The organism is Pseudomonas sp. HP_01 (assembly GCF_055284355.1).
Map to the genome: position 1 here is coordinate 107,323 of NZ_JBTOPV010000067.1, position 18,671 is coordinate 125,993.

An 18,671-nucleotide genomic window follows, 5' to 3' on the forward strand; every position below is an offset into this window, starting at 1 on the left:
CGCTCGCCAACTGCCGTCGCGTCACACTGCTTCCAACCACGCTGAAACAGGGCGTTACGATATAACAGAAATCGTGAAATTTTCGTCTGATTATTCGTTTGCGCAGCCCTCAATGCGGGTGCGGACAGGCAGCAGACAGCTACAGGCTCACTCGGACAAGCAACACGTGGACGCCAGATCAAACGTGCCTTGAAACGTTTTTTTCCCCTTTGTGCGAACAAGATGCCGAGATTGTTATCTGTTTGTTGGTAATTTGCGTTCGGCAAGGATTGGGAAAGCGCACTATTTTGTGCAGGAAGGCACAGCATCTTCAGAGGCTTCACCATATGAATCGCAGAAATCTCTTGAAAGCGTCCATGGCGCTGGCAGCCTATAGCGCGCTGCCCGCGTCAGGTCTTTATGCGGCACGCGCGCTGGCTGCGGCGGCCGATGGCGACATCGAACACTTTGACTTCAAGACCTTGCAGGACAGCGCCAAACAGATGGCCGGCAAGCCTTACGTCAGCACCAAGCAGAACCTGCCGCCAACCTTGGCGAACATGACGCCTCAGCAGTTCAACGCGATCAAGTATGACGCCGGTCACTCCCTGTGGAACGACGTGAAAGGCCAACTGGACGTGCATTTCTTCCACGTCGGCGCAGGGTTCAAGACGCCGGTTCGCATGTACAGCGTCGACCCGGCGACCCAGCAGGCGCGTGAGGTACATTTCCGCCCTGAGCTGTTCAACTACGAAGCCAGCCGCATCGACAAGAGCCAGCTCAAAGGCGACCTGGGCTTCGCCGGGTTCAAGCTGTTCAAGGCTCCCGAGATCGCCATCAACGACGTGCTGTCTTTTCTGGGCGCCAGCTACTTCCGCGCCATCGACAGCAACAAGCAATACGGTCTTTCCGCCCGGGGTCTGGCGATCGACACCTACGCCCATAGCCCTGAGGAATTCCCCGACTTCACGCAGTTCTGGTTCGAGAAGCCGACCAAAGACGCCACACGCTTTGTGGTCTACGCGCTGCTGGACTCCCCCAGTGCGACGGGCGCGTATCGCTTCGACATCGATTGCCAGGCTGACCGCGTGGTGATGGACATCGACGCGCACATCAACGCGCGGGCCGACATCGAGCAGTTGGGCATTGCGACCATGACCAGCATGTTCAGCTGCGGCACCCATGAACGCCGCATGTGCGACACCCTTCACCCGGAAATCCACGACTCTGACCGGTTGGCCATGTGGCGTGGCAATGGCGAATGGATCTGCCGCCCGCTCAACAACCCGGCCAAGATCCAGTTCAACGCGTTTGCCGACAAAGACCCGAAAGGCTTCGGTCTCGTGCAGACCGACCACGACTTCAAGACCTACCAGGACACCGTGGACTGGTACCACCGCAGGCCGAGCCTGTGGGTCGAGCCGACGACGGCATGGGGCGAGGGCTCAATCGATTTGCTGGAGCTGCCGACCACGGGAGAAACCCTGGATAACATCGTCGCTTTCTGGAACCCGAAAGTGCCGGTCAAGGCCGGCATGTCGATGAATTATGGCTACAAGCTCTACTGGAGCCCGCTGCCTCCGGTCAGCACGCCACTGGCTCAAGTGCACGCGACGCGTTCAGGCATGGGCGGTTTCATCGAGGGCTGGGCTCCGGGCGAGCACTACCCGGAAGTCTGGGCGCGGCGTTTTGCCGTGGACTTCAACGGCGGCGGGCTGGACCGATTGCCGGAAGGTTCGGGCATCGAGCCGATGGTCACCGTGTCCCACGGCAAAATCCAGGACTTCAATGTGCTGGTGCTGCCGGACATCAAAGGGTTCCGCGTGACGTTCGATTGGTACCCGACCAGCGACTCCGTGGAGCCGGTGGAAATGCGCATGTTCATCAAAACCGGTGACCGCACGCTGAGTGAGACCTGGCTGTACCAGTACTTCCCGCCCGCACCGGACAAGCGTCGCTACACCTGAGTCTGATCAGCTGACCGTATCGCGGGATTCAAGCTTGCTCGTGAAATGGCGTATCAGCCGCTGAATATTCAACGGTTGTGCTGCCATCTTCGCGAGCAAGCCAACGCTCACAATGAGTCCTGTCGCCACTCGAGTACACACATCTCAAGAGAGCGGCCAGCACTCGGAACCTGTAACGGAAATGAGTCATAGAAAGCCACCGACAGGTCTGTATTTCCCCTCCTTTTTATAGCGTCAATTTTCTATCCGTCATTAGAATCAATGAGTTACGATTTACGATATTTAGCCATGACTAAATATATCCGTAAATTTGACTATTTGATTGACAGCCCCCCGATCTGCGGCTGATATATCCCTGCCGCGCCGCTCGCGAGGGGACCGAAACGCCCTCCTCCTCCCCCGCTGCGACCAACCAAATCATCGCGATTGCACGCCATCGACCGCCATTGCCGCTCGGCGGCTGCTCGCACGCTGACGTTTATCACACGTACAAATGCTCCCGAGGGGCTGCACATGATGTCGACTTCCCCCGTTTACGTAGAAAAACCTTCTTTGCTTTCATTCGAGAAATCCATGGCGATCGTGCTGGTTGCGATCAGCCTGATGGTCGTCGAGACCTTCAACGGGGCTCTGCGTTTCTATCTGGATCAGGCTGGGATTTCCGTACTGCTCTACGCCCCGAAGGTCGCTTGCCTGCTGTTCTTCGCACTGGAGCTGCGCAGCTTCAAAGCCGGGCCGGGGGTCTGGTTGAGCCTGCTGGTGCTGTTCCTGTCGGCGGCATGGGGAGCACTGAACGGCGCCCAGGCCGGGAATTTTGCATTCGCGCTCTACGGGATCAGCCCGCTGCTCTTCGGGATCGCCTGCGGTGACCAGATCATTCGCCACAAGCGCCTGTTCATGTGGGTGATTGCCTTCTGCCTGCTGGCTTCGCTGGTCGGCATTGCCCTCGACCGGTCTGTCAGTCTGCCGTGGAAGGGCTACAGCTACACCGTCGGCGGCACCGAGTTGAGCGCCAACACCGCGTGGACCTCCGAAGACATAGACCGCCCGGCAGGCTTCGCGCGGATGTCCAGCGCAGTGGCCAGCATCATCTCGATTTTCAGCCTGTACCTGATGGCGACCCTGCGCTCGAAGTTGCTGGGGTTGGTGGTCTGCGTGATCGGTCTCGCCGGCGTGATATTGACCACCAGCAAGGCACCAGCATTGGCGTTCATCGGCGGTGCCGGTCTGCTGGTGATGATGCGGTTCCGCTGGACGGCACGGGCGACCATCGTTGTCGCGGTCGTCCTCGGTATGTCGCTGCCCTTCGTGGCGATGATGACCGACTTCGATGCCAACAAAATCTCGTCCAGCAGCTCGCTCGCATCCATCTATGACCGGCTGATCAACACCTGGCCCAACGTCATTCGGACGCTGATGGAGGAGGATCGAACGCTCACCGGTGTGGGCTTCGGGCTGGTTGGCAGTGCCGTGGCCGCCTTCCCGGTTCCCGCGGCCAGCATCTTCATGGTTTCCGACAGCACCGTGGTTTACCTGTGGGCGACGTTTGGCTTGGCCGGACTGTTTCTCTACGCGCTGCACATCCCGTTGTTTTTCATCCTGGCGGACAGCGTCACCCGTTACGGCAAGGCGTTGCTGGTGACCAGTTTTTGCATCTGCATTGTCAGCTGGACGACCGATACGCTGGAAGTGACCCTAGCCAACATGTTCCTGGGCATGGCCATCGGGCACGCGCTGGCCATGAAAGCGCGGGGCAGACAGCGGGCCCCAAAGCCCCATGAGTTGCCCACGTGGAACGGCCTGCCGGGCCTGAGTTGACCGAGGGCAATCCTATGAGCTTTCGCACCATTGGCCTGAGCGGGCTGGCACTCATGGCCGCTCTCTGCGCTGCCAATGTCGCCGCGTCCGAGCCTTTTATCGTCGGCGTTGCCACCCATTCGATGAACAACACCGGGCAACCGCTGCGCAGCCTTCAAATGGCAAGCGTGGCGGGCGTCACGTCCATTCGCGATGACGCCTTCTGGTCTACGGCCGAACCTGTGCGAGGCCAGATGCAGATCATTGCGCCGTGGCGCGCCTGGCTGAGCACTGCCAAGGGACTGAACCTCGCCCCAATGGTCATTCTCGGCTACGGCAGCTCATATCAGGGCGGCGCGAAGCCGCGCAAGGCTGAGGTCAAGATTCCGTACCTGAAATACGTCGACTACCTCACTCGCCAGTTGGGTAATCCGGTCAGGTTTTATGAAGTCTGGAACGAGTGGGATCTGGACGGCGCGGCCGATCCGCGTCTGAGTAACGACTACGTCACGCTGGTCCGTGACGCGGCACCGATCATTCGCAAGAACAATCCCCAGGCACTCGTGCTCGCCGGCGCCGTGACGACCCTGGGGATCAAGAGTGGATTCGTCGACCGCATCCTGGCTGCAGGGGTGATGAAGTACGCCGATGGCCTCTCGCTGCACCCCTATGTGCACTGCGAAGGCAGCTACCGCAATACGCCGGAAAGCTGGATCGGCTGGATGCGTGATCTGGACCGTCGAATCAGCGCCAAGGTTGGGAGGCCGGTGCCTCTGTATCTGACCGAGATGAGCTGGCCAAGCCACAATGGCAATTGCGGTGTTAGCGCCGAGCGCCAGTCTGCATACCTGGCGCGCGCGTACTTCCTTATCCGCACGCTGCCGAACGTCAAAGGCATGTGGTGGTATGACCTGATCAACGATGGCACCAACCACACCGACCAGGAGCACAACTTCGGCCTGCTTGATGACGATCTGCGCGCGAAACCGGCTTATTCGGTGCTCAAGGCCATCAGCCCTTACCTGCCTGACTTCACCTACGAGCCGGCCAACAGCCTCCAGTCCGACGGAGTCTTCCAACTGGCCCTGAGCAATGGCCGCGAGCGGATTCTGGTGGCGTGGGTAAGCGGTCGCGAGCACGAAGTCAGCATTAGCGCTACGGCCATGAAAAACAGACCGGTGCGCATACTCGATACGCAAACGCCGGACAAAGGCATGACCGACTCTGCGCAGCAGTGGGTGTGCGATGCCCAGCGCTGCTCCGCCCGGCTCACACTCACGGAGTTTCCAAAAATAATTCGCTTGAGTCCCGACGCCTGACGTCCTTACGTCTTTACTTATGAAACCCGCCTGCCCCTGTCAGCGCGGGTTTTTTATGCGCTGCAGATGCAAATAGTGGCAATACGACATTTACTGGACATGTGTTGCTGCTACCTTACGGCCTAGGGCAGATAGGCTGCCGGGGGAACGTATGGGGCTTCGAGGAAGATTCATCGTTGGCTGCTTGCTCGGGCTGTTCATGCTGCCAGTTGTCGGGGAGCCGTACGTCGCAGGCGGAGCTCAGTCGAAGCCCTATGCCTACGAAGACAAGGACGGTCACCTGGAAGGGATCTCCGTCGACATCGCGCGACGCGTGATGAAACTGGCAAACCTTGACGTTACCTTCGTCATCTACCCGGTCAACCGCCTGCAGGCGATGCTGCGCAAGGGCGAGATCGATATCAACTTTGCTGACGCGCTGATCTGGAACAGCTCCGAAGAGCAGCGTCGATACGTGTTCTCCAAACCCTATTCCACGGTCAAAGAGCACCTGTACTTTCTGGCGGACCACCCTGCGCGGGGCCAGACCATCGCGCAACTGGCGCACCTTACGATTGGCATGGTCCGGGGCTACAACTACTGGGCCCTGGACCCGGCGATCGAGAAGCATCGCCTGACCCGGCTGGAAACCTCCAGGGATGAAGCGCTGATCAAGCTGCTCCAGAGCAAACGCGTCGACGCCATCGCCATGGTCGACGACAACTTTGATGAGCTGGTCTCAAGCAATGCGCTTGATCCCGGTCAGTTCGTCCAGGGCGCACGACTCAGCGAAGCGCCGCTGGTGTTCAAGCTCCAGCCGCAATACGCCTCGTGGTTGCCGCGTATCAACAGCGCGATCGACAGCCTTAACACGTCGGGCGAGCTGGAGCGCATTCGACGCCAGTATTTGCCTGGGGCGCAGGTGGCGAAGTGACGACAGGCCGTTCATTAGTCAGTAATTTTGTAACTGCGGAACAGGAGGCCGCGCGCATCCCGGATCTGGAAAGTACAATGCCGACCTCAAAAAAAACCCCACCGAGAGGTGGGGTTTTTGTTACTTCGTCTGTCCTCGGGGGGAGGTGCATGCACCCGCGAATCCCGTGGCTAGTGAAAAAACTATATGGACATAGGTTTCTCAAGTCAATGCAAAAAACCTGCACGGTCTCGACCGCCCTGTCATCGGTTTGGATGGCAACATATCGAAGTGCGGCGACCGCGGCCGGGTTCGGTGCTGAAGAGGCTTTGGCGCTTTACGCTTGGAACGCTCGCGTATCGGGTGCACTACTTACACCCCTGCATATATGTGAAGTCGTTGTTCGCAACGCCGTTGCTGATGCAATAGCACTAATTCACGGCCCCTCCTGGCCATGGATTTCTGGCTTCGAGCGCAGCCTTCCTCGGTGCGCAGGACCCGGCTATAACCCGCTAACAGACCTGCAGCGCCTTAAGTCGAAGCGCAGCACTGCAGACCAGATTGTCGCCGAACTGAAATTCGTGTTCTGGGAGAAAATGTTTACCAGCAGGCATGACGATCGAATCTGGAACTCGTGCCTTATCCAAGTCTTTCCCAACCTGGAGCCCGCCAATACAACCGCAGAAAACCGCAAGAAATTATTTGAAAACCTAAACAAAGTGCGACTGCTCAGAAACCGCATTGCCCACCACGAACCTATTTTCAGTCGAGATCTCCAAGCCGACTTCTGCATCATCATCGGACTGGTGGAGGCACGGTGCAGAGCATCCGCCTCGTGGATGCTGAAGCAGCAGCATGCTCTAGAAGTCATCGCTACCAAACCTTTCTAGGCGTCTCTCATTCGCGAATGCGGGAGAGCGCTGAAAATAGCCTCTAAACCGTCAATTTAACCTCAACATTCAACCCTAGCATCTCGCGGGCGATCCGGTCGGCATCGACGAAGGCGCGGGAATAGCTGCCCGAAGACGGGACGTAGTGGTTGTAATAAGTCGAACCTTCGACGAGAGGGCCGGTTATCCACAAGTTGGGTTGTGCTTTACCTTCGCTGTCTACGAGCACGCCCTCTCCGTCTTCAGTCAGGCTGTTGATAACTCCGATATCCTTTAATAAGCGGATAACTTTTGGCAGCGACGAACTGTCACGGGCGCCGCTGACATGTGCGCTGATGACACATTGTAAGGGGATGATCAGATTCTCTGCGAGAACCACGCTGGTGAGGTGTCGATCCGCACTGTGGATAACTTGGGAAACGTGCACCCATTTGACAATTCCCGCATCGGCCAAGGCCAGCAGTTCCTGATGACGCTCCTTCTGCGGCCCGGCGACCATTCGATTGACGTGGGGCGCGTATTCTCCGAAGAAGACTAGACGTGAATCAGTTGTGAGTCCTCGGTTATCCACAACCCGACGGAGCTGCTCACGGCAACTTCTCCACACTTCGATCGCAGCCTTGATCGGACTCGAATCCAGGCCCAGTGAACTCTCCGCAGTGTCGCGCTCGATGAATGCGCGCATGGATTGGGGATAATCCTTCGAATCCATAAATGACCCGCGCGGGTTATACACAGCCTCATCCAGCGGCAGCGCCTGGAAGCGCGCGGCCATTTCCGCCGATACGGTGTCAAGCCGGTCCAGGTAATACGCGCGCACAACCTCCGCTTTGATCTTTAACGCCGACTCGCCTTTTTGGTGCGCAATCATCCCGAAGTATTCTGCGAGCATCTCAGCTTTGATCAACGGCAGTACCTGCAGCTCGAAATCCAGGCCGTCGGGGTTTTCCGCTCGAAGACTCGCCACCGCTGACAAGGTGAAAATCAACGCAGCATTTGAGGTCCGATGAGGCACTATGTCCGGCCGGGTGCGGTACGGCAGACCGCTACGGGAGAATAGATAGATAGACGGCTCCCCGCCGCCAGGCTCATAGCGCAAGCCATCCGGCAGATTGCGAAATTGGCCTCCGCGCCCGACCGTTAGACCCGCGACAACATCCATCGCAGTAAGCCCCAGCCCTTCAATACCGACCGCTTCTGTGGATAACACTGAGTCGAGCGATCCGAGGGGTGTATAAGCTGCGGACGATCCGGGCCGCTCCTCTTTCGAACCCTTCATCCATTGCGCGTGACCAACAGTGATCGCCAGCCAATCCACTGCACAACTCAATTCATCTGTGGACAGAACAAACTGGCCCATATCTGTGTGCTCAATGTTATCCACAGCATGAGGTTGATGAATGACACGCACGTTTGCGGGCAGACCAGAAATCACCTGTTGGTAAGTCCATGCCAGATACTCTCCCAGCCAGCTGCGCGGCAGGAACCCATTGGGTTGTACGCTGCGTTCTGCAGATTTATGACGCAGGCACCATTCGTAAAAGTTCGGCCCTTGCCGTCCCGTGTGTCCGTCGAGGGCCGCGGCGTCCGGAAACATCGAAATCTGCGAAGCGACGGTGTTGAGCATCAGGTATTCAGGCTGGTCGACGGCATGCAAGCCTGGCCCCGGGGGCTGGGGGTCAAATACGTTCACTTCGATGTGCCGGGCTGTGTTGACCGCCAGCGCACAGATACGCTCCAGCACCGTTAACCCGCGTGAGCCACACCCGACAATACCGATGCTGATAGCGGCTTTTTCCAGGCCTGGGGATAACTTTTCGCCCGCCAGCGCTGCGCTCAGTTCCATCTCAAGGTCTCTCCAAAGAACGATTCGATACCGACGCCACGGGATTCTGCCAGCGCGGTGTCGACGATGAATTTACTCAGCGCCAGGTCCAGTACGCCCAAGCCGAACGGCGAGAAGATCGAGGGCTTTGCGGGGTCAAGCCCGACCTCGCCACGGATAAGGCCGGCCAGCGTCCCGTTCATGAAAGCGCGGCTGCCGGTCAATTGCTCGGCGAGGTGCGGCGACGTATTGGCCTTCATGCAGTGCTCAATGTCGTCACAAAGGTTGTTGGCTTCCAACAGCAGCTGCGGGGCGATGTCCCGCAACGAGATGTTCAGCACGACTTGGCCGGCGCGAAACCCCATTGGCTGTTTGACGTACGGCTCGCCGGCCGTGGTGGCGAAGATCACCAGATCTGCCGACAGCGTTTGCTCCAGCGTTCCGGTCCGGGCTGTGCATAAGTCGGCATTTTCGATAAAGCCTGTCAGAGCGTCCGCAGACGCCGCGTCGAAATCGTGCACAACCCCGTGACTGATATCCCATCCTTCAACGCTGAGCATCCGCGCGATGTTGCGGGCAATCACCCCTGCGCCGATAAATCCTACTGACGCAACCTTACGTGACTGACCGTTGAGCCAGTAAGCGCCTGACACCGCCGATGCGGCTGTTCGCACCGCGCTGATCTGCGCGCCTTCAAGGCAGGCGTAGGGATAGCCAGTCTCTCGGTCATTAAGGATAACGACGGCTGACGCCCTTGGCTTCTGCTGAGCGACGTTGCCGGGGAAGCTCGAAATCCACTTGATTCCCGCCACGGCGTCTTCTCCCTCCAGCGCCGCCGGCAACGCGATGATCCGGTTGGCGGGTTGTTGAGGGAAACGAAGAAAGTAGCTGTCCGGGTTGAGCGTCTGGCCGTCATGGTGCTGCAGATACACCTGCTCGATGCGCCGCACCATGTCGTGGGCGTGGCTGTCGAGAATGTCTTTGATCACAGCGCCGGGGATCACATGGAAGTCAGACATTCAGCGCCTCTCCCTCGAAGGTGTGCACGTACTGCTTCACATACCGGGCAATCGGCTGTGAGCTGAGCGCCGTCAGCTCGGCGCGTCCGAACTTCTGCATCACCCACTCATCGTTGTAGATTGTCTCAAGGTAACGCTCGCCGGCGTCCGGCGAGATCGCCACGACTACGGCGTCTTTGGGAATCCCCAGCGAGGGCTCTGCCAACCCGGCCACCACGGTCCCGGTGGAGCCGCCCGCCAGCACGCCATTGGATTTCGCCAGCCAGCGACACATGGCCACGGTGGCGCGCTCATCCACCACCTGCTGCTTGTGCAAGTGATGGGCGCGGAAGATCGGCGGCATCTGGCTGGAGCCGAGTCCCGGAATGAAACGCGGCCCGGGGGGCTGACCGAAAGTCACCGAACCGGCGCTGTCCACCGCGATGATCTTGGTGCGCGGCGAATGTTTGCGGAAATACTGCACGCAGCCCATCAAAGTGCCGGTCGTGCCGGCGCCGACCACCAGATAGTCCAGCGCCGGGAAGGCGATATGAATCGAGCGCGCTGTGGTGTGCTCATGGGTCTTGGCGTTGGCCGGATTGCTGTACTGGTTAAGCCACAGGTGACGGGGATCGCGGGCGACGGCATCGCGAATGTAACGAATGCGGGTGCCCAGATAGCCGTCATTGTCGTCGCGCTCGGTGACGATGATGATCTGCGCGCCGAAGGCTTCCATCATCTTGATGTTGTGCAGGTTGGTGTTGGGATCAACCACACAGCAGAACTTATAGCCACGCTCGGCACAAATCATCGCCAACGCCACCCCAAGATTGCCGGACGACGACTCGATAAGCACGGTGTCCTTGTGGATAAGTCGGCGCTCTGCATAGGAGTCGATCAGGCCGATGGCCGTCTTCATCTTGATCGAGCCTGCGGGGTTGCATGACTCAAGCTTCAGATGCAGGTTTTCAAAACCCAGGCCTTTTACCCTGACGAAGTTCGAATCGCCGACGATGTGGGAAATGAAATTCATGGTCGTGCCTCGACGCGTGTGCGCCGGGAATGGCTCGGCATGGTCGCCACCGGCGCACGCTCCCGGGGCTGGGTCGCCAGCAGCGCATCGGTCAGGTGCTGCGCCCGTACGGCAACCATTGAAAACGACTGAGCGTCGCTGATGCCGTGGGTCTTTTCCGACGTTCCGTTCGCCAGGATCTGCACGCCTTCACTGTGCTGCAGGGCGACCCGGTAATGCCGGTCGACCGCAAGCGTGCCGTCCTCGTCGCGGACCAGCCAGGGTTGCAGAAGGGTCAGCAGTGGTGGCACTGCAAGCTGCTCGTAGCCGGTGCCCAAAACAATCCCGTCGACGTACAGCACGGTTTCAACGCCGGTATTGCTGTCACGCAGCACCACCGAATAGGCATCGCCCACTTTTTCCACTGAAGCCACTTCGGACCAGACATGCAGGTTCAGACGCCGGTGCCCGGTAACCTCGCCTTCGTACAGGAAGGAGTAAAGCGCCTGACTCTCGTCGACGTCGATGCCTGCGTAATTGGTCGCGCGGATCTCCTCGAATACCCGGCTGCGTCTGCCGGGCTCAAGGTCGTGGAAATAATCGATGTGCTCTGGCAGGAAGGCCATGTTGGGAAATTGCCCCAGCTGTCCCACCTTGAAACCCACGCCGCGGTGCACTGAATGGACTTGCGTGGTGGGGGCGGCGCCGAGCAGGTGCGTCACCGCCTCCCCCGCGCTTTGACCCGAGCCCAGCACCAGCCAGCGCTGCGCGATCGGACCGCCGCCCAGGTGGATGTTTTTCAGGTACCGGGAGGTGTGGAAGACCCGGCCGCCGAGGTGCGGGCTGAACGCGTCCGGTATACGGGGCAGGCTGCCGTGGGAAAGCACCAGACGCTTGGTGCGATAAGTGCCGTTGGCCGTGACGACATCGACGCCCTTCAAGATGCCTTTTTCCGTCACCGGCAATACGTCGAGGACGCCTTCGTCGTAGGCGACGTAATCCTTGAGTTGCGCAGCGACCCAGGCGATGTAGTCGGACCATTCCACCCGGCTGGCCGGACGGCCCAACAGGCCAAACGTGTGCAGACGACCCTTCTCTTTCAGGTACATGGCGAAGGAGAAGCGGCTGCGTGGATTGCGCGGCGTCACCAGGTCTCGAAAGACATGGTGGTTGATGTCGGTGCCCGCCAGTAGAAACGCGCCATGCCACGTCGAGTCACGCCCTTTTTCGAAGAAGCGCACGCGCTGGAAAGGCTTTCGACCGCTGCCTTCCGCTTCGTCTTCCATCGCACAGGCCAGTGCGATACCCGCCGGGCCGAAGCCTACCGAGATGACGTCCAGGGTTTCACGCACACCTTCGATTTCATACTGAGTCATGGTCATTCTTCCTGAAAGTTGTAAAAGAGGTGGCGCGCTGTTGGGCAGGCCGCTTCAACACAGCAGACGTCGTTCGTGGACGTGCTCGTCGGTGTAAATCCACAGCGAAACCCGGGCGTGACCGTTCTCCCCGTTGCTGAAGCTGACAGGGCCGGCGGGGGTGGCAAATTGATCAAAGCGCAGCGCGTCCAGCAGTCCGCGCTGCCCGGCGGCTGCTCGGTCAACCAGAGCAAATGCCGCAAGGGTCTCGACGGCGTAAACCGGGGCCTGTTCGGCGTAGATCTGCTGATAAACCGCATCGAATGACTGCGCCTCAACCAGATCTCCCGCGATGGGGAAGCTAATGACGTACACCGTCCCGGTTTGCGCAATGCCTTCCACCAGCGCAGGAAACGCGGCGTCGTCGGTGAAGAAGATCGGCAATTCACAGCCCGCAGCGCGGTTATCCACAAGGAATTGGCGGCTGGCTTTCAAGCGCCCGCAAAAAACAACGGCGTCGGCATTATTCACATCGACTACCAACTCGACTGTGGATAACTGCAAGGCCTCTTGCAGTTCATGCCCCTGCTGGCGGCCATGCAGGCTCGGGTCGGTGAACAAAGCGAGCCGTCGCAGGCCTTCAGATTCGGCAAACTCAATCAGGCGCGTGGCCAGAAGTCGGTCAGAGGCGCAAATCCGGAATGTGGTATTCCCGGAGCGGGTCAAGGCTGCGCAAGTGGATGCGGGCAGGATCAGCGGAATTCCAGCCTGTGCATAACTTTCCACAGCTGCGGCGGCAGAGTCGGAAGCGAAGTGACCGATCACTGCATCCACCTTCGCATCAATGAAGTGCCTCGCCGCCGCAACGCCTCCCGCCGCGCTCGCGCCGTCATCAAAGTAAAAATGGCGCGCGCGGCGCACGTGGGGATACAGATGGCTGGACAGGTACACGCTGCGCAAAAAACCGCGCGCATGCAGCGTGGTGCCAACGTCGAGCGCCGCGCAGATACCCAGGCGCATCATGACAACGCCACCTCGGCGAACCGCGAAGGGCGGAACGCTTCCATGACTGATCGGTAAGCCTCGTCCATCGACACGCCGGACATCAAGCCGCTCAGCTCGAACGCCAGCAGCTCGGCAACATTCGGTGCCATTTTGAAGCCGATGCCGCAAAACCCGGTAGCCAGGAGCAGGTGGCTCTTGGCGCTGGAACGGCCGATCAGCGGGCGGCCGTCTTCGGTATACGCGTCCCAGCCAACCTGTGTGACCACCGGCAAACTGTGATGCCGGTCGTAGCCGAGACGAGAGATGCGGTCCATGACGTCTTGCTCGTTATCCAGCGGGGCTAGGTTCAGCTGATCCGCATGTTCCGCGCGCTGACGTCGCTGGCCGCCCACTTGCACGAGATTGCGGCCCAGCGGGAGGAGGTAGGTATTCAGGTGGTGAGCAATGATCGGCATGCTCGGGGCCTGGTCGCAGCCGAAGCGCGTGAACGGAATCGTCCGCGCGTGCACGGCGTTGTGCGGCCGGGGCATTGGGCCACTGGCGCCACAGGCATCGACGACCCATGTCGCCTCCAGACACAGTTTCCCGGCATGAACCTGAACATGGCCATCCAGTTCGACGCAGTGGTCTACGGCCAGGTGATCGAGGTACGTCGCTTTCTCACTGACGTAGCGACATAGATTCGACACCGCAACGCGAGCATCGACCGTGCCACCGCTGCGTTCGATGAGCAGGCATTCGCCGACACAAAACGGCGAGAAACGCCCGTTATCAAGCGCGTCGACAGAAGCGTGCAGCTCAATGCCCTCGGCACCTTCGCTGTCCACTGCTTCCAGATATTGCCCGCACACTTCGGCGCTGGCGATGTAGGCGACACCACTACGGTTGAGTGCACTCTCGTAAAGGGCATGGACAATCCCGGGATTGCCGTAAAGGCAGCCGCGGCGAGTCAAGGGACGCAACGTGGCGTCCAGCTCCAGACCGCGGACAATGCCGCCCGTGTCCCGAGTTGCACCCTGAGCGCCAGCGATACCTTTCTCCATCAGCGCCACATCGAGGCCGCTTTCAACCAGCGCCGCGGCGATCGAAGCGCCCATGATGCCGGCTCCGATCACGATCACATCAAATGAAGTTTTCATCGTCGTTGTGCGCCTCTCGGTCAGATTTCGTACTCGACCGCACTGACATACACCAGCTGCTGCAGGACTTCGTTTTCAGTAAAACGGCAATAGCGCAGGATCTGTTTCGCCAGATCCGGGAACACTGGCGCGCCGATGGCACCGACCAGCGCCATGTACGGCAGAATCCGCTTGCCGAGCGTCTGACGATCACGGGCGGCGTTGATGATGTCCGACAGCAGCACCGCGAGGCCCTTCATGCTGAAGTGGTCCACCGACGTCGCTTCGAACCAGCGCGCGACCAAAGTCTTGAGGGCCGCCGCGTCCGCCGCACTGACTTTCAGGCTGTCGCCGTCCACCCGTTCGCGCTCGGCCTGGGCGGCCAGCTTGACCAGCACCTCCTTGAAGGTTTGCTCACGCCAGGCGGAGAACTTCTCGACATCGAAATCATCGGTGTCCTGCTCGGGCGCGATCAGCGCCAGATAGAAGCGCGCGCTGTCGGTGCAGGCCTCTGCCACCAGGTCCCGCGCCCAGATCGCATAGTTGCGGCTGGTGGACAGGTTCTTGCCGTTCAAGGTCAGGAACTGGTTGGTGTAGAAGGTCTGGCGCATGCGATAGCTATGCATGGTCTGCAGCAGCGAGGGGTAAACCATCATGTGGCTGAAGGCGCAGTCGTAACCCAGAAAATGCACAAGCCGGCCTTTGCCCGAGCGGCAGTATTCGTCGTACTCCCATGGCGCAAGCTTGTGTTCGTTGAGGTATTCACGGAAGGCCGCCAGGTAACCGGACAGCCCCATAACCCAGGTGTGTAGGCGACGGCTGCCATCGGGCTTGAGATCCAGGCCGCCGTCGTGGGGCCGGGTGATGCCCCAGTCCATCGGACCGATATCGAATTCCTCCTCCAGAAAACGGCGAATGAAAGGCCGCAGCGGCGCATGTTCAAACGTACTTTTCAGGTGGTTACGGAAGTTCGACAACGCGAGAAATTCGCGCTCTATCGGTCGCCAGATCATCGGCGCTGCACATAGCTTGCAGCGGAAGTCGCTCATCTTCGAGGCATTGGGTGTATGGGCGCATTCTTCGCACTGGCTGGCATCCGAGTCCGAGCCACAGTGATCGCAATTACCCCGGCCGAAGGCTTCGTAGCCCCACTTATCACAATGTTCGCAATACGGTTCCTGGCTGACCTTTTTGTAAATGGTCCCCGCCTTCACCGCGTACTCGTACATCTCCTCCACGGCGTTCTTGAAGTAGCTGTTCCCGTACGGGCGCATCCAGAAGTCGACCTGGATGCCCATCTTCTCAAGCGTGTCGTTGATCTTATCGGTGTTCTCCAGCGCCAGTGCTTGGGGGGTACGGTCCAGCTCAATACCTCGACGCAGCATGTAGGACTGATAGTCGTCGGAGTAGGAGACGAGGGTGCAATCGTGGCCGCGTTGACGCTGAGCGCGGGTGTAGATATCCGCTGCCAGAAAAGGCCCCGCCATATGACCAATGTGCAAATCACCGTTAGGCGTCGGCGGCGTGATCGTCACAAGTAGCTTGCCCATCACGACGCCCTCTGATCGGACACGTCATGAACCGTTGCCCTCTGCAGGGCGAACTCATTGGCGGCGACTGACTGCCGGGCGTCTTCATCGAGAAAGCGGTTGGCGGAATCGCGATCCCACCACACGACGTAGAAGTGGAAGTCTTCGTCAGTGTCGTTGAACACATAGTGATCGGTGTGTTTGGGAATGGCGGCGATGTCACCCCATGGTGAACGGGTATGTCTGTTCCCCGACGATCAACTGTGCGGTTCCTTTGATGCCGATAAAGAATTCCTGGTCTATCTGGGTATGGGACAACGATTTAGTGTGGGGCCGCACGACGCACCAGCCGCCGCCGATGGGCGTCGGATAGCCATTCCATGGCAGTAACCTTGCGCCATCCAAGTCATATTCATGAACCAGCTTGTCCCACGCCATGGGGCGAAAAATATCGAAATCAGTCATGAGGTTTTCCTTCAGCCGGAGCATCCTGCTCGCTGTTTTATCGGCGCCAGACTGGGCTGACGGGCGCATGCCAGTTAAGGGATAAACTGAAGAAAAGTGAGCGACGGGGCAAACTAGAAATCCGCAATCAGCGGTTAAGTTTGACTTAACGGATGTCGGCTTAATTGGTTGAAGAATCAACAAGTTGATGGGTTTCATCCATATGGATATATCGCCCATGGACACTGAAGCAGGACTTAACTGCCTGACAACTAACCAACACTTTATGACACCGCAGAAATTGAGGGTGTACGCACTGGCCTCTTCCCGGCTAAAGCCAGTCCTACTGACACACCGCGTACACACTGTGGGACCGGCTTTAGCCGGGAAAACGTCGGTGGCAACAACGCAGACTCGGCGGTGTGCAAACGCGAACTATCGTGTGGTGAATTCACGCTGACTGGCGATGGCCTGAGACACCAGCCAGTCACGAAACTGTTTGCTGGATTTGGGGAGAATGGCCGTTTCGTCATAAACCAGGTAATAGGCAATTGGCGTGTCGATGGCTGCGCGAAACGGCACGACCAGACGGCCGGACGCCAGCTCTTCTCGAATCAGCGAACGTCGCACCAGCGCAATGCCCATTCCCGCCAGCGCAGCCTCGATGACCCCGTTGGAATCGACAAAAACCGAGCCCTTGTGAACGGCGGCCTCGCCGTCTTCGATACCCACTGCACGGAGCCACAACGCCCAGTCTTCGCGGTGTTCGTCGTGCAAGAGGTTGTAACTTTTCAGGTCGATGGGCGACGACAGATACCGGGAATCCGGCAGCAATGAAGGGCTGCAGACCGGCTGCAGCCGGTCGTTGATCAGCATCTCCACTTCCAGACCGGGATAGCGCCCAAGGCCGTGGCGCACGGCGAAGTCGACACCGTCGCCAAGCAAATCAACCAGCCGGTTGGTGGTACTGATCAGCACCTCGATGCCGGGGGAGATGGCCTGAAAATCAGGCAGCCGGGGCAGCAGCCATTGCATGGCAAAGCCGCTGGTGCAGCTGACAGTGATTGTATTGGGGCCGTTATCGCTCATCAGTCGCTGAGTAGCGTCGGAGATCTGTCCGAGCGCGGGACGAATGGCTCGCAGGTAAATCTTGCCCTCGGCGGTCAGTTCCAGGCGCTTGGTATTACGGATGAACAGCGTGACGCCAACGGCTTTTTCGAGCTTGGCAATCTGTTGGCTAATGGCCGCAGGGGTCACGAACAGCTCGCCGGCCGCGCCTTTCATGCTCGCGTGGCGCCCCGTCGCTTCAAAACACAACAGCGCGTGGAGGGGCGGAAATTTCATGCCTGACCTCGGTTAAGAAAATCTAATGTGCTTAAGAAAAGCTCGCTTGAGCACCGCCCCAGACACTGCTCAAATCATCACACCCCGACTCGACGAGCGTCAATCAACAACTTTTCGGTCAGCGGATCGGCGATACGGATCAAGAAAGGAAGCGCAATGAAAGTGTCCGACTATGTTCGATTAATTGTTCTGGCCGCCATCTGGGGAGCCAGCTTTCTGTTCATGCGCGTTGCTGCCCCGGTATTAGGCGCATTGCCTACCGCCTTCTTTCGCGTGTTGCTCGGTGCCATTGGCTTAATGGTTATTCTGGCCATGTTAAGAACCCGGCATGAGTTCAACGGCAAGTTCAAATCTACTTTGGTCCTCGGCATCATCAATTCCGGCATTCCCTTTTTGATGTACAGCATGGCGGCCCTGTTATTACCCGCGGGTTATTCCGCCATCTTGAATGCAACCACACCATTGATGGGCGTATTAATAGGCTCGATATTTTTCAATGATTCGCTGACACCCAAAAAAGCCGTCGGCGTGTTTCTCGGTTTGCTGGGCATAACATTGCTAACCACCACCGGCCCGGTGACCTTTACCACGTCGGTGGTCATGGGCGCACTCGCTTGCCTGGTCGCGACCAGTTGCTATGGCGCCGCAGGATTTTTGACCCGTCAGTGGATCGGCGACCGGGGAGGATTGGACGCCAAGCTGGTAGCGTTCGGCAGCCAGATCGGCGCGACGCTGTTTCTGCTGCCCTTTTTCGCCGTCTCCGCCACCGTTAATCCGCCGGCCACCTGGGGCGATTCGTCCGTATGGCTGTCCTTGGCAGCCGTTGGTTTCGTGTGCACGGCGTGCGCTTACATTCTGTACTTCCGCCTGATCGCCGACATCGGCCCGGTGCGCTCGCTGACCGTAACCTTCCTCATCCCGCCATTCGGTGTCCTGTGGGGAGTGATGTTCCTGGGTGAAAAGGTGTCTGCCGGACACCTGTACGGCGGCGGCCTCATCTGCCTGGCCGTCTGGTTCGTATTAAGCCAAAGCAAGCCGAAACCGGCGCCTGCCCCCCAGGACCGTGCCGCAACAACCTCATAAAACAGTTATCCACAACAGATGTTCAGTCCCGAGTGAGCTCGCGGCCCGGACCGGCTGTACCTGAACTATCCAATGCCGGGTGATAAACACCCTTTTGGGGTTCATCCGATGGCA

At 59.0% G+C, this 18,671-nt stretch carries 12 protein-coding genes and 2 pseudogenes; 6 read left to right on the forward strand and 8 right to left on the reverse strand.

The genetic code is table 11. The features are described 5' to 3' along the window. The first annotated feature begins 326 nt into the window (after positions 1–326). The 5 genes from ACYAR8_RS23340 (at position 327) to ACYAR8_RS23360 (ending at position 6,844) form a co-directional block, all read left to right on the forward strand. Positions 327–1,946, forward strand: coding sequence for a glucan biosynthesis protein D (locus ACYAR8_RS23340; protein WP_074886040.1), 1,620 nt, complete (start codon positions 327–329; stop codon positions 1,944–1,946). Positions 1,947–2,459: 513 nt separating this feature from the next. Further along, on the forward strand, positions 2,460–3,764 hold the full coding sequence (locus ACYAR8_RS23345; RefSeq protein ID WP_463581181.1) for an O-antigen ligase family protein: 1,305 nt from the start codon (positions 2,460–2,462) through the stop codon (positions 3,762–3,764). A 14-nt stretch (positions 3,765–3,778) separates the two neighbouring features. Further along, positions 3,779–5,062 carry a hypothetical protein gene (locus tag ACYAR8_RS23350; protein ID WP_463581182.1) on the forward strand — a complete coding sequence of 428 codons (1,284 nt, stop codon included), beginning with the start codon at positions 3,779–3,781 and terminating at the stop codon, positions 5,060–5,062. Between the two features lie 199 nt (positions 5,063–5,261). After that, entirely contained in the window at positions 5,262–5,975 is a 714-nt protein-coding gene (locus tag ACYAR8_RS23355; RefSeq protein WP_463581183.1) for a substrate-binding periplasmic protein, read from the forward strand. Between the two features lie 209 nt (positions 5,976–6,184). Beyond that, a complete protein-coding gene (locus ACYAR8_RS23360) occupies positions 6,185–6,844 on the forward strand; it encodes a hypothetical protein (protein WP_463581184.1) in 660 nt (219 codons plus the stop codon). A 43-nt stretch (positions 6,845–6,887) separates the two neighbouring features. Here the strand turns inward: ACYAR8_RS23360 and ACYAR8_RS23365 are convergent, their stop codons facing one another. The 8 genes and pseudogenes from ACYAR8_RS23365 to gcvA all read right to left on the reverse strand — a co-directional run bounded on the left by ACYAR8_RS23365 (position 6,888) and on the right by gcvA (position 17,474). Further along, a complete protein-coding gene (locus ACYAR8_RS23365) occupies positions 6,888–8,690 on the reverse strand; it encodes an FAD/NAD(P)-binding protein (RefSeq protein ID WP_463581185.1) in 1,803 nt (600 codons plus the stop codon). Next, positions 8,681–10,700 (reverse strand): annotated as a pseudogene (sbnA, locus tag ACYAR8_RS23370) (2,3-diaminopropionate biosynthesis protein SbnA). The gene ACYAR8_RS23365 and the pseudogene sbnA overlap by 10 nt, the downstream one beginning before the upstream one ends. Beyond that, positions 10,697–12,055, reverse strand: coding sequence for a SidA/IucD/PvdA family monooxygenase (locus tag ACYAR8_RS23375; RefSeq protein ID WP_463581186.1), 1,359 nt, complete (start codon positions 12,053–12,055; stop codon positions 10,697–10,699). Before ACYAR8_RS23375 ends, sbnA begins: the two are co-directional and overlap by 4 nt. 54 nt (positions 12,056–12,109) lie before the next feature. Further along, positions 12,110–13,057, reverse strand: coding sequence for an ABC transporter substrate-binding protein (locus ACYAR8_RS23380; protein ID WP_463581187.1), 948 nt, complete (start codon positions 13,055–13,057; stop codon positions 12,110–12,112). After that, positions 13,054–14,178, reverse strand: coding sequence for an NAD(P)/FAD-dependent oxidoreductase (locus ACYAR8_RS23385; RefSeq protein WP_463581188.1), 1,125 nt, complete (start codon positions 14,176–14,178; stop codon positions 13,054–13,056). The genes ACYAR8_RS23380 and ACYAR8_RS23385 overlap by 4 nt, the downstream gene beginning before the upstream one ends. 20 nt (positions 14,179–14,198) lie before the next feature. Then, a complete protein-coding gene (locus ACYAR8_RS23390; protein WP_463581189.1) occupies positions 14,199–15,707 on the reverse strand; it encodes a methionine--tRNA ligase in 1,509 nt (502 codons plus the stop codon). After that, positions 15,707–16,151 (reverse strand): annotated as a pseudogene (locus ACYAR8_RS23395) (cupin domain-containing protein). Before ACYAR8_RS23395 ends, ACYAR8_RS23390 begins: the two are co-directional and overlap by 1 nt. Before the next feature lie 414 nt (positions 16,152–16,565). Continuing rightward, positions 16,566–17,474 carry a transcriptional regulator GcvA gene (gene gcvA / locus ACYAR8_RS23400; protein WP_463581190.1) on the reverse strand — a complete coding sequence of 303 codons (909 nt, stop codon included), beginning with the start codon at positions 17,472–17,474 and terminating at the stop codon, positions 16,566–16,568. A gap of 156 nt (positions 17,475–17,630) precedes the next feature. On the opposite strand from gcvA, the gene ACYAR8_RS23405 reads away from it, so the two are divergent. Next, positions 17,631–18,557 (forward strand): DMT family transporter, encoded by a 927-nt coding sequence (locus ACYAR8_RS23405; RefSeq protein ID WP_108121249.1) that lies wholly within the window; start codon positions 17,631–17,633, stop codon positions 18,555–18,557. Positions 18,558–18,671: the final 114 nt, after the last annotated feature.

Coding starts and splice junctions, on each gene's coding strand:
- ACYAR8_RS23365 (WP_463581185.1), bottom strand. CDS start 8,690: ATGGAACTGAGCGCAGCGCTGGCGGGCGAAAAGTTATCCCCAGGCCTG.
- ACYAR8_RS23360 (WP_463581184.1), top strand. CDS start 6,185: ATGCAAAAAACCTGCACGGTCTCGACCGCCCTGTCATCGGTTTGGATG.
- gcvA (WP_463581190.1), bottom strand. CDS start 17,474: ATGAAATTTCCGCCCCTCCACGCGCTGTTGTGTTTTGAAGCGACGGGG.
- ACYAR8_RS23340 (WP_074886040.1), top strand. CDS start 327: ATGAATCGCAGAAATCTCTTGAAAGCGTCCATGGCGCTGGCAGCCTAT.
- ACYAR8_RS23375 (WP_463581186.1), bottom strand. CDS start 12,055: ATGACTCAGTATGAAATCGAAGGTGTGCGTGAAACCCTGGACGTCATC.
- ACYAR8_RS23380 (WP_463581187.1), bottom strand. CDS start 13,057: ATGATGCGCCTGGGTATCTGCGCGGCGCTCGACGTTGGCACCACGCTG.
- ACYAR8_RS23405 (WP_108121249.1), top strand. CDS start 17,631: ATGAAAGTGTCCGACTATGTTCGATTAATTGTTCTGGCCGCCATCTGG.
- ACYAR8_RS23385 (WP_463581188.1), bottom strand. CDS start 14,178: ATGAAAACTTCATTTGATGTGATCGTGATCGGAGCCGGCATCATGGGC.
- ACYAR8_RS23345 (WP_463581181.1), top strand. CDS start 2,460: ATGATGTCGACTTCCCCCGTTTACGTAGAAAAACCTTCTTTGCTTTCA.
- ACYAR8_RS23390 (WP_463581189.1), bottom strand. CDS start 15,707: ATGGGCAAGCTACTTGTGACGATCACGCCGCCGACGCCTAACGGTGAT.
- ACYAR8_RS23355 (WP_463581183.1), top strand. CDS start 5,262: ATGCTGCCAGTTGTCGGGGAGCCGTACGTCGCAGGCGGAGCTCAGTCG.
- ACYAR8_RS23350 (WP_463581182.1), top strand. CDS start 3,779: ATGAGCTTTCGCACCATTGGCCTGAGCGGGCTGGCACTCATGGCCGCT.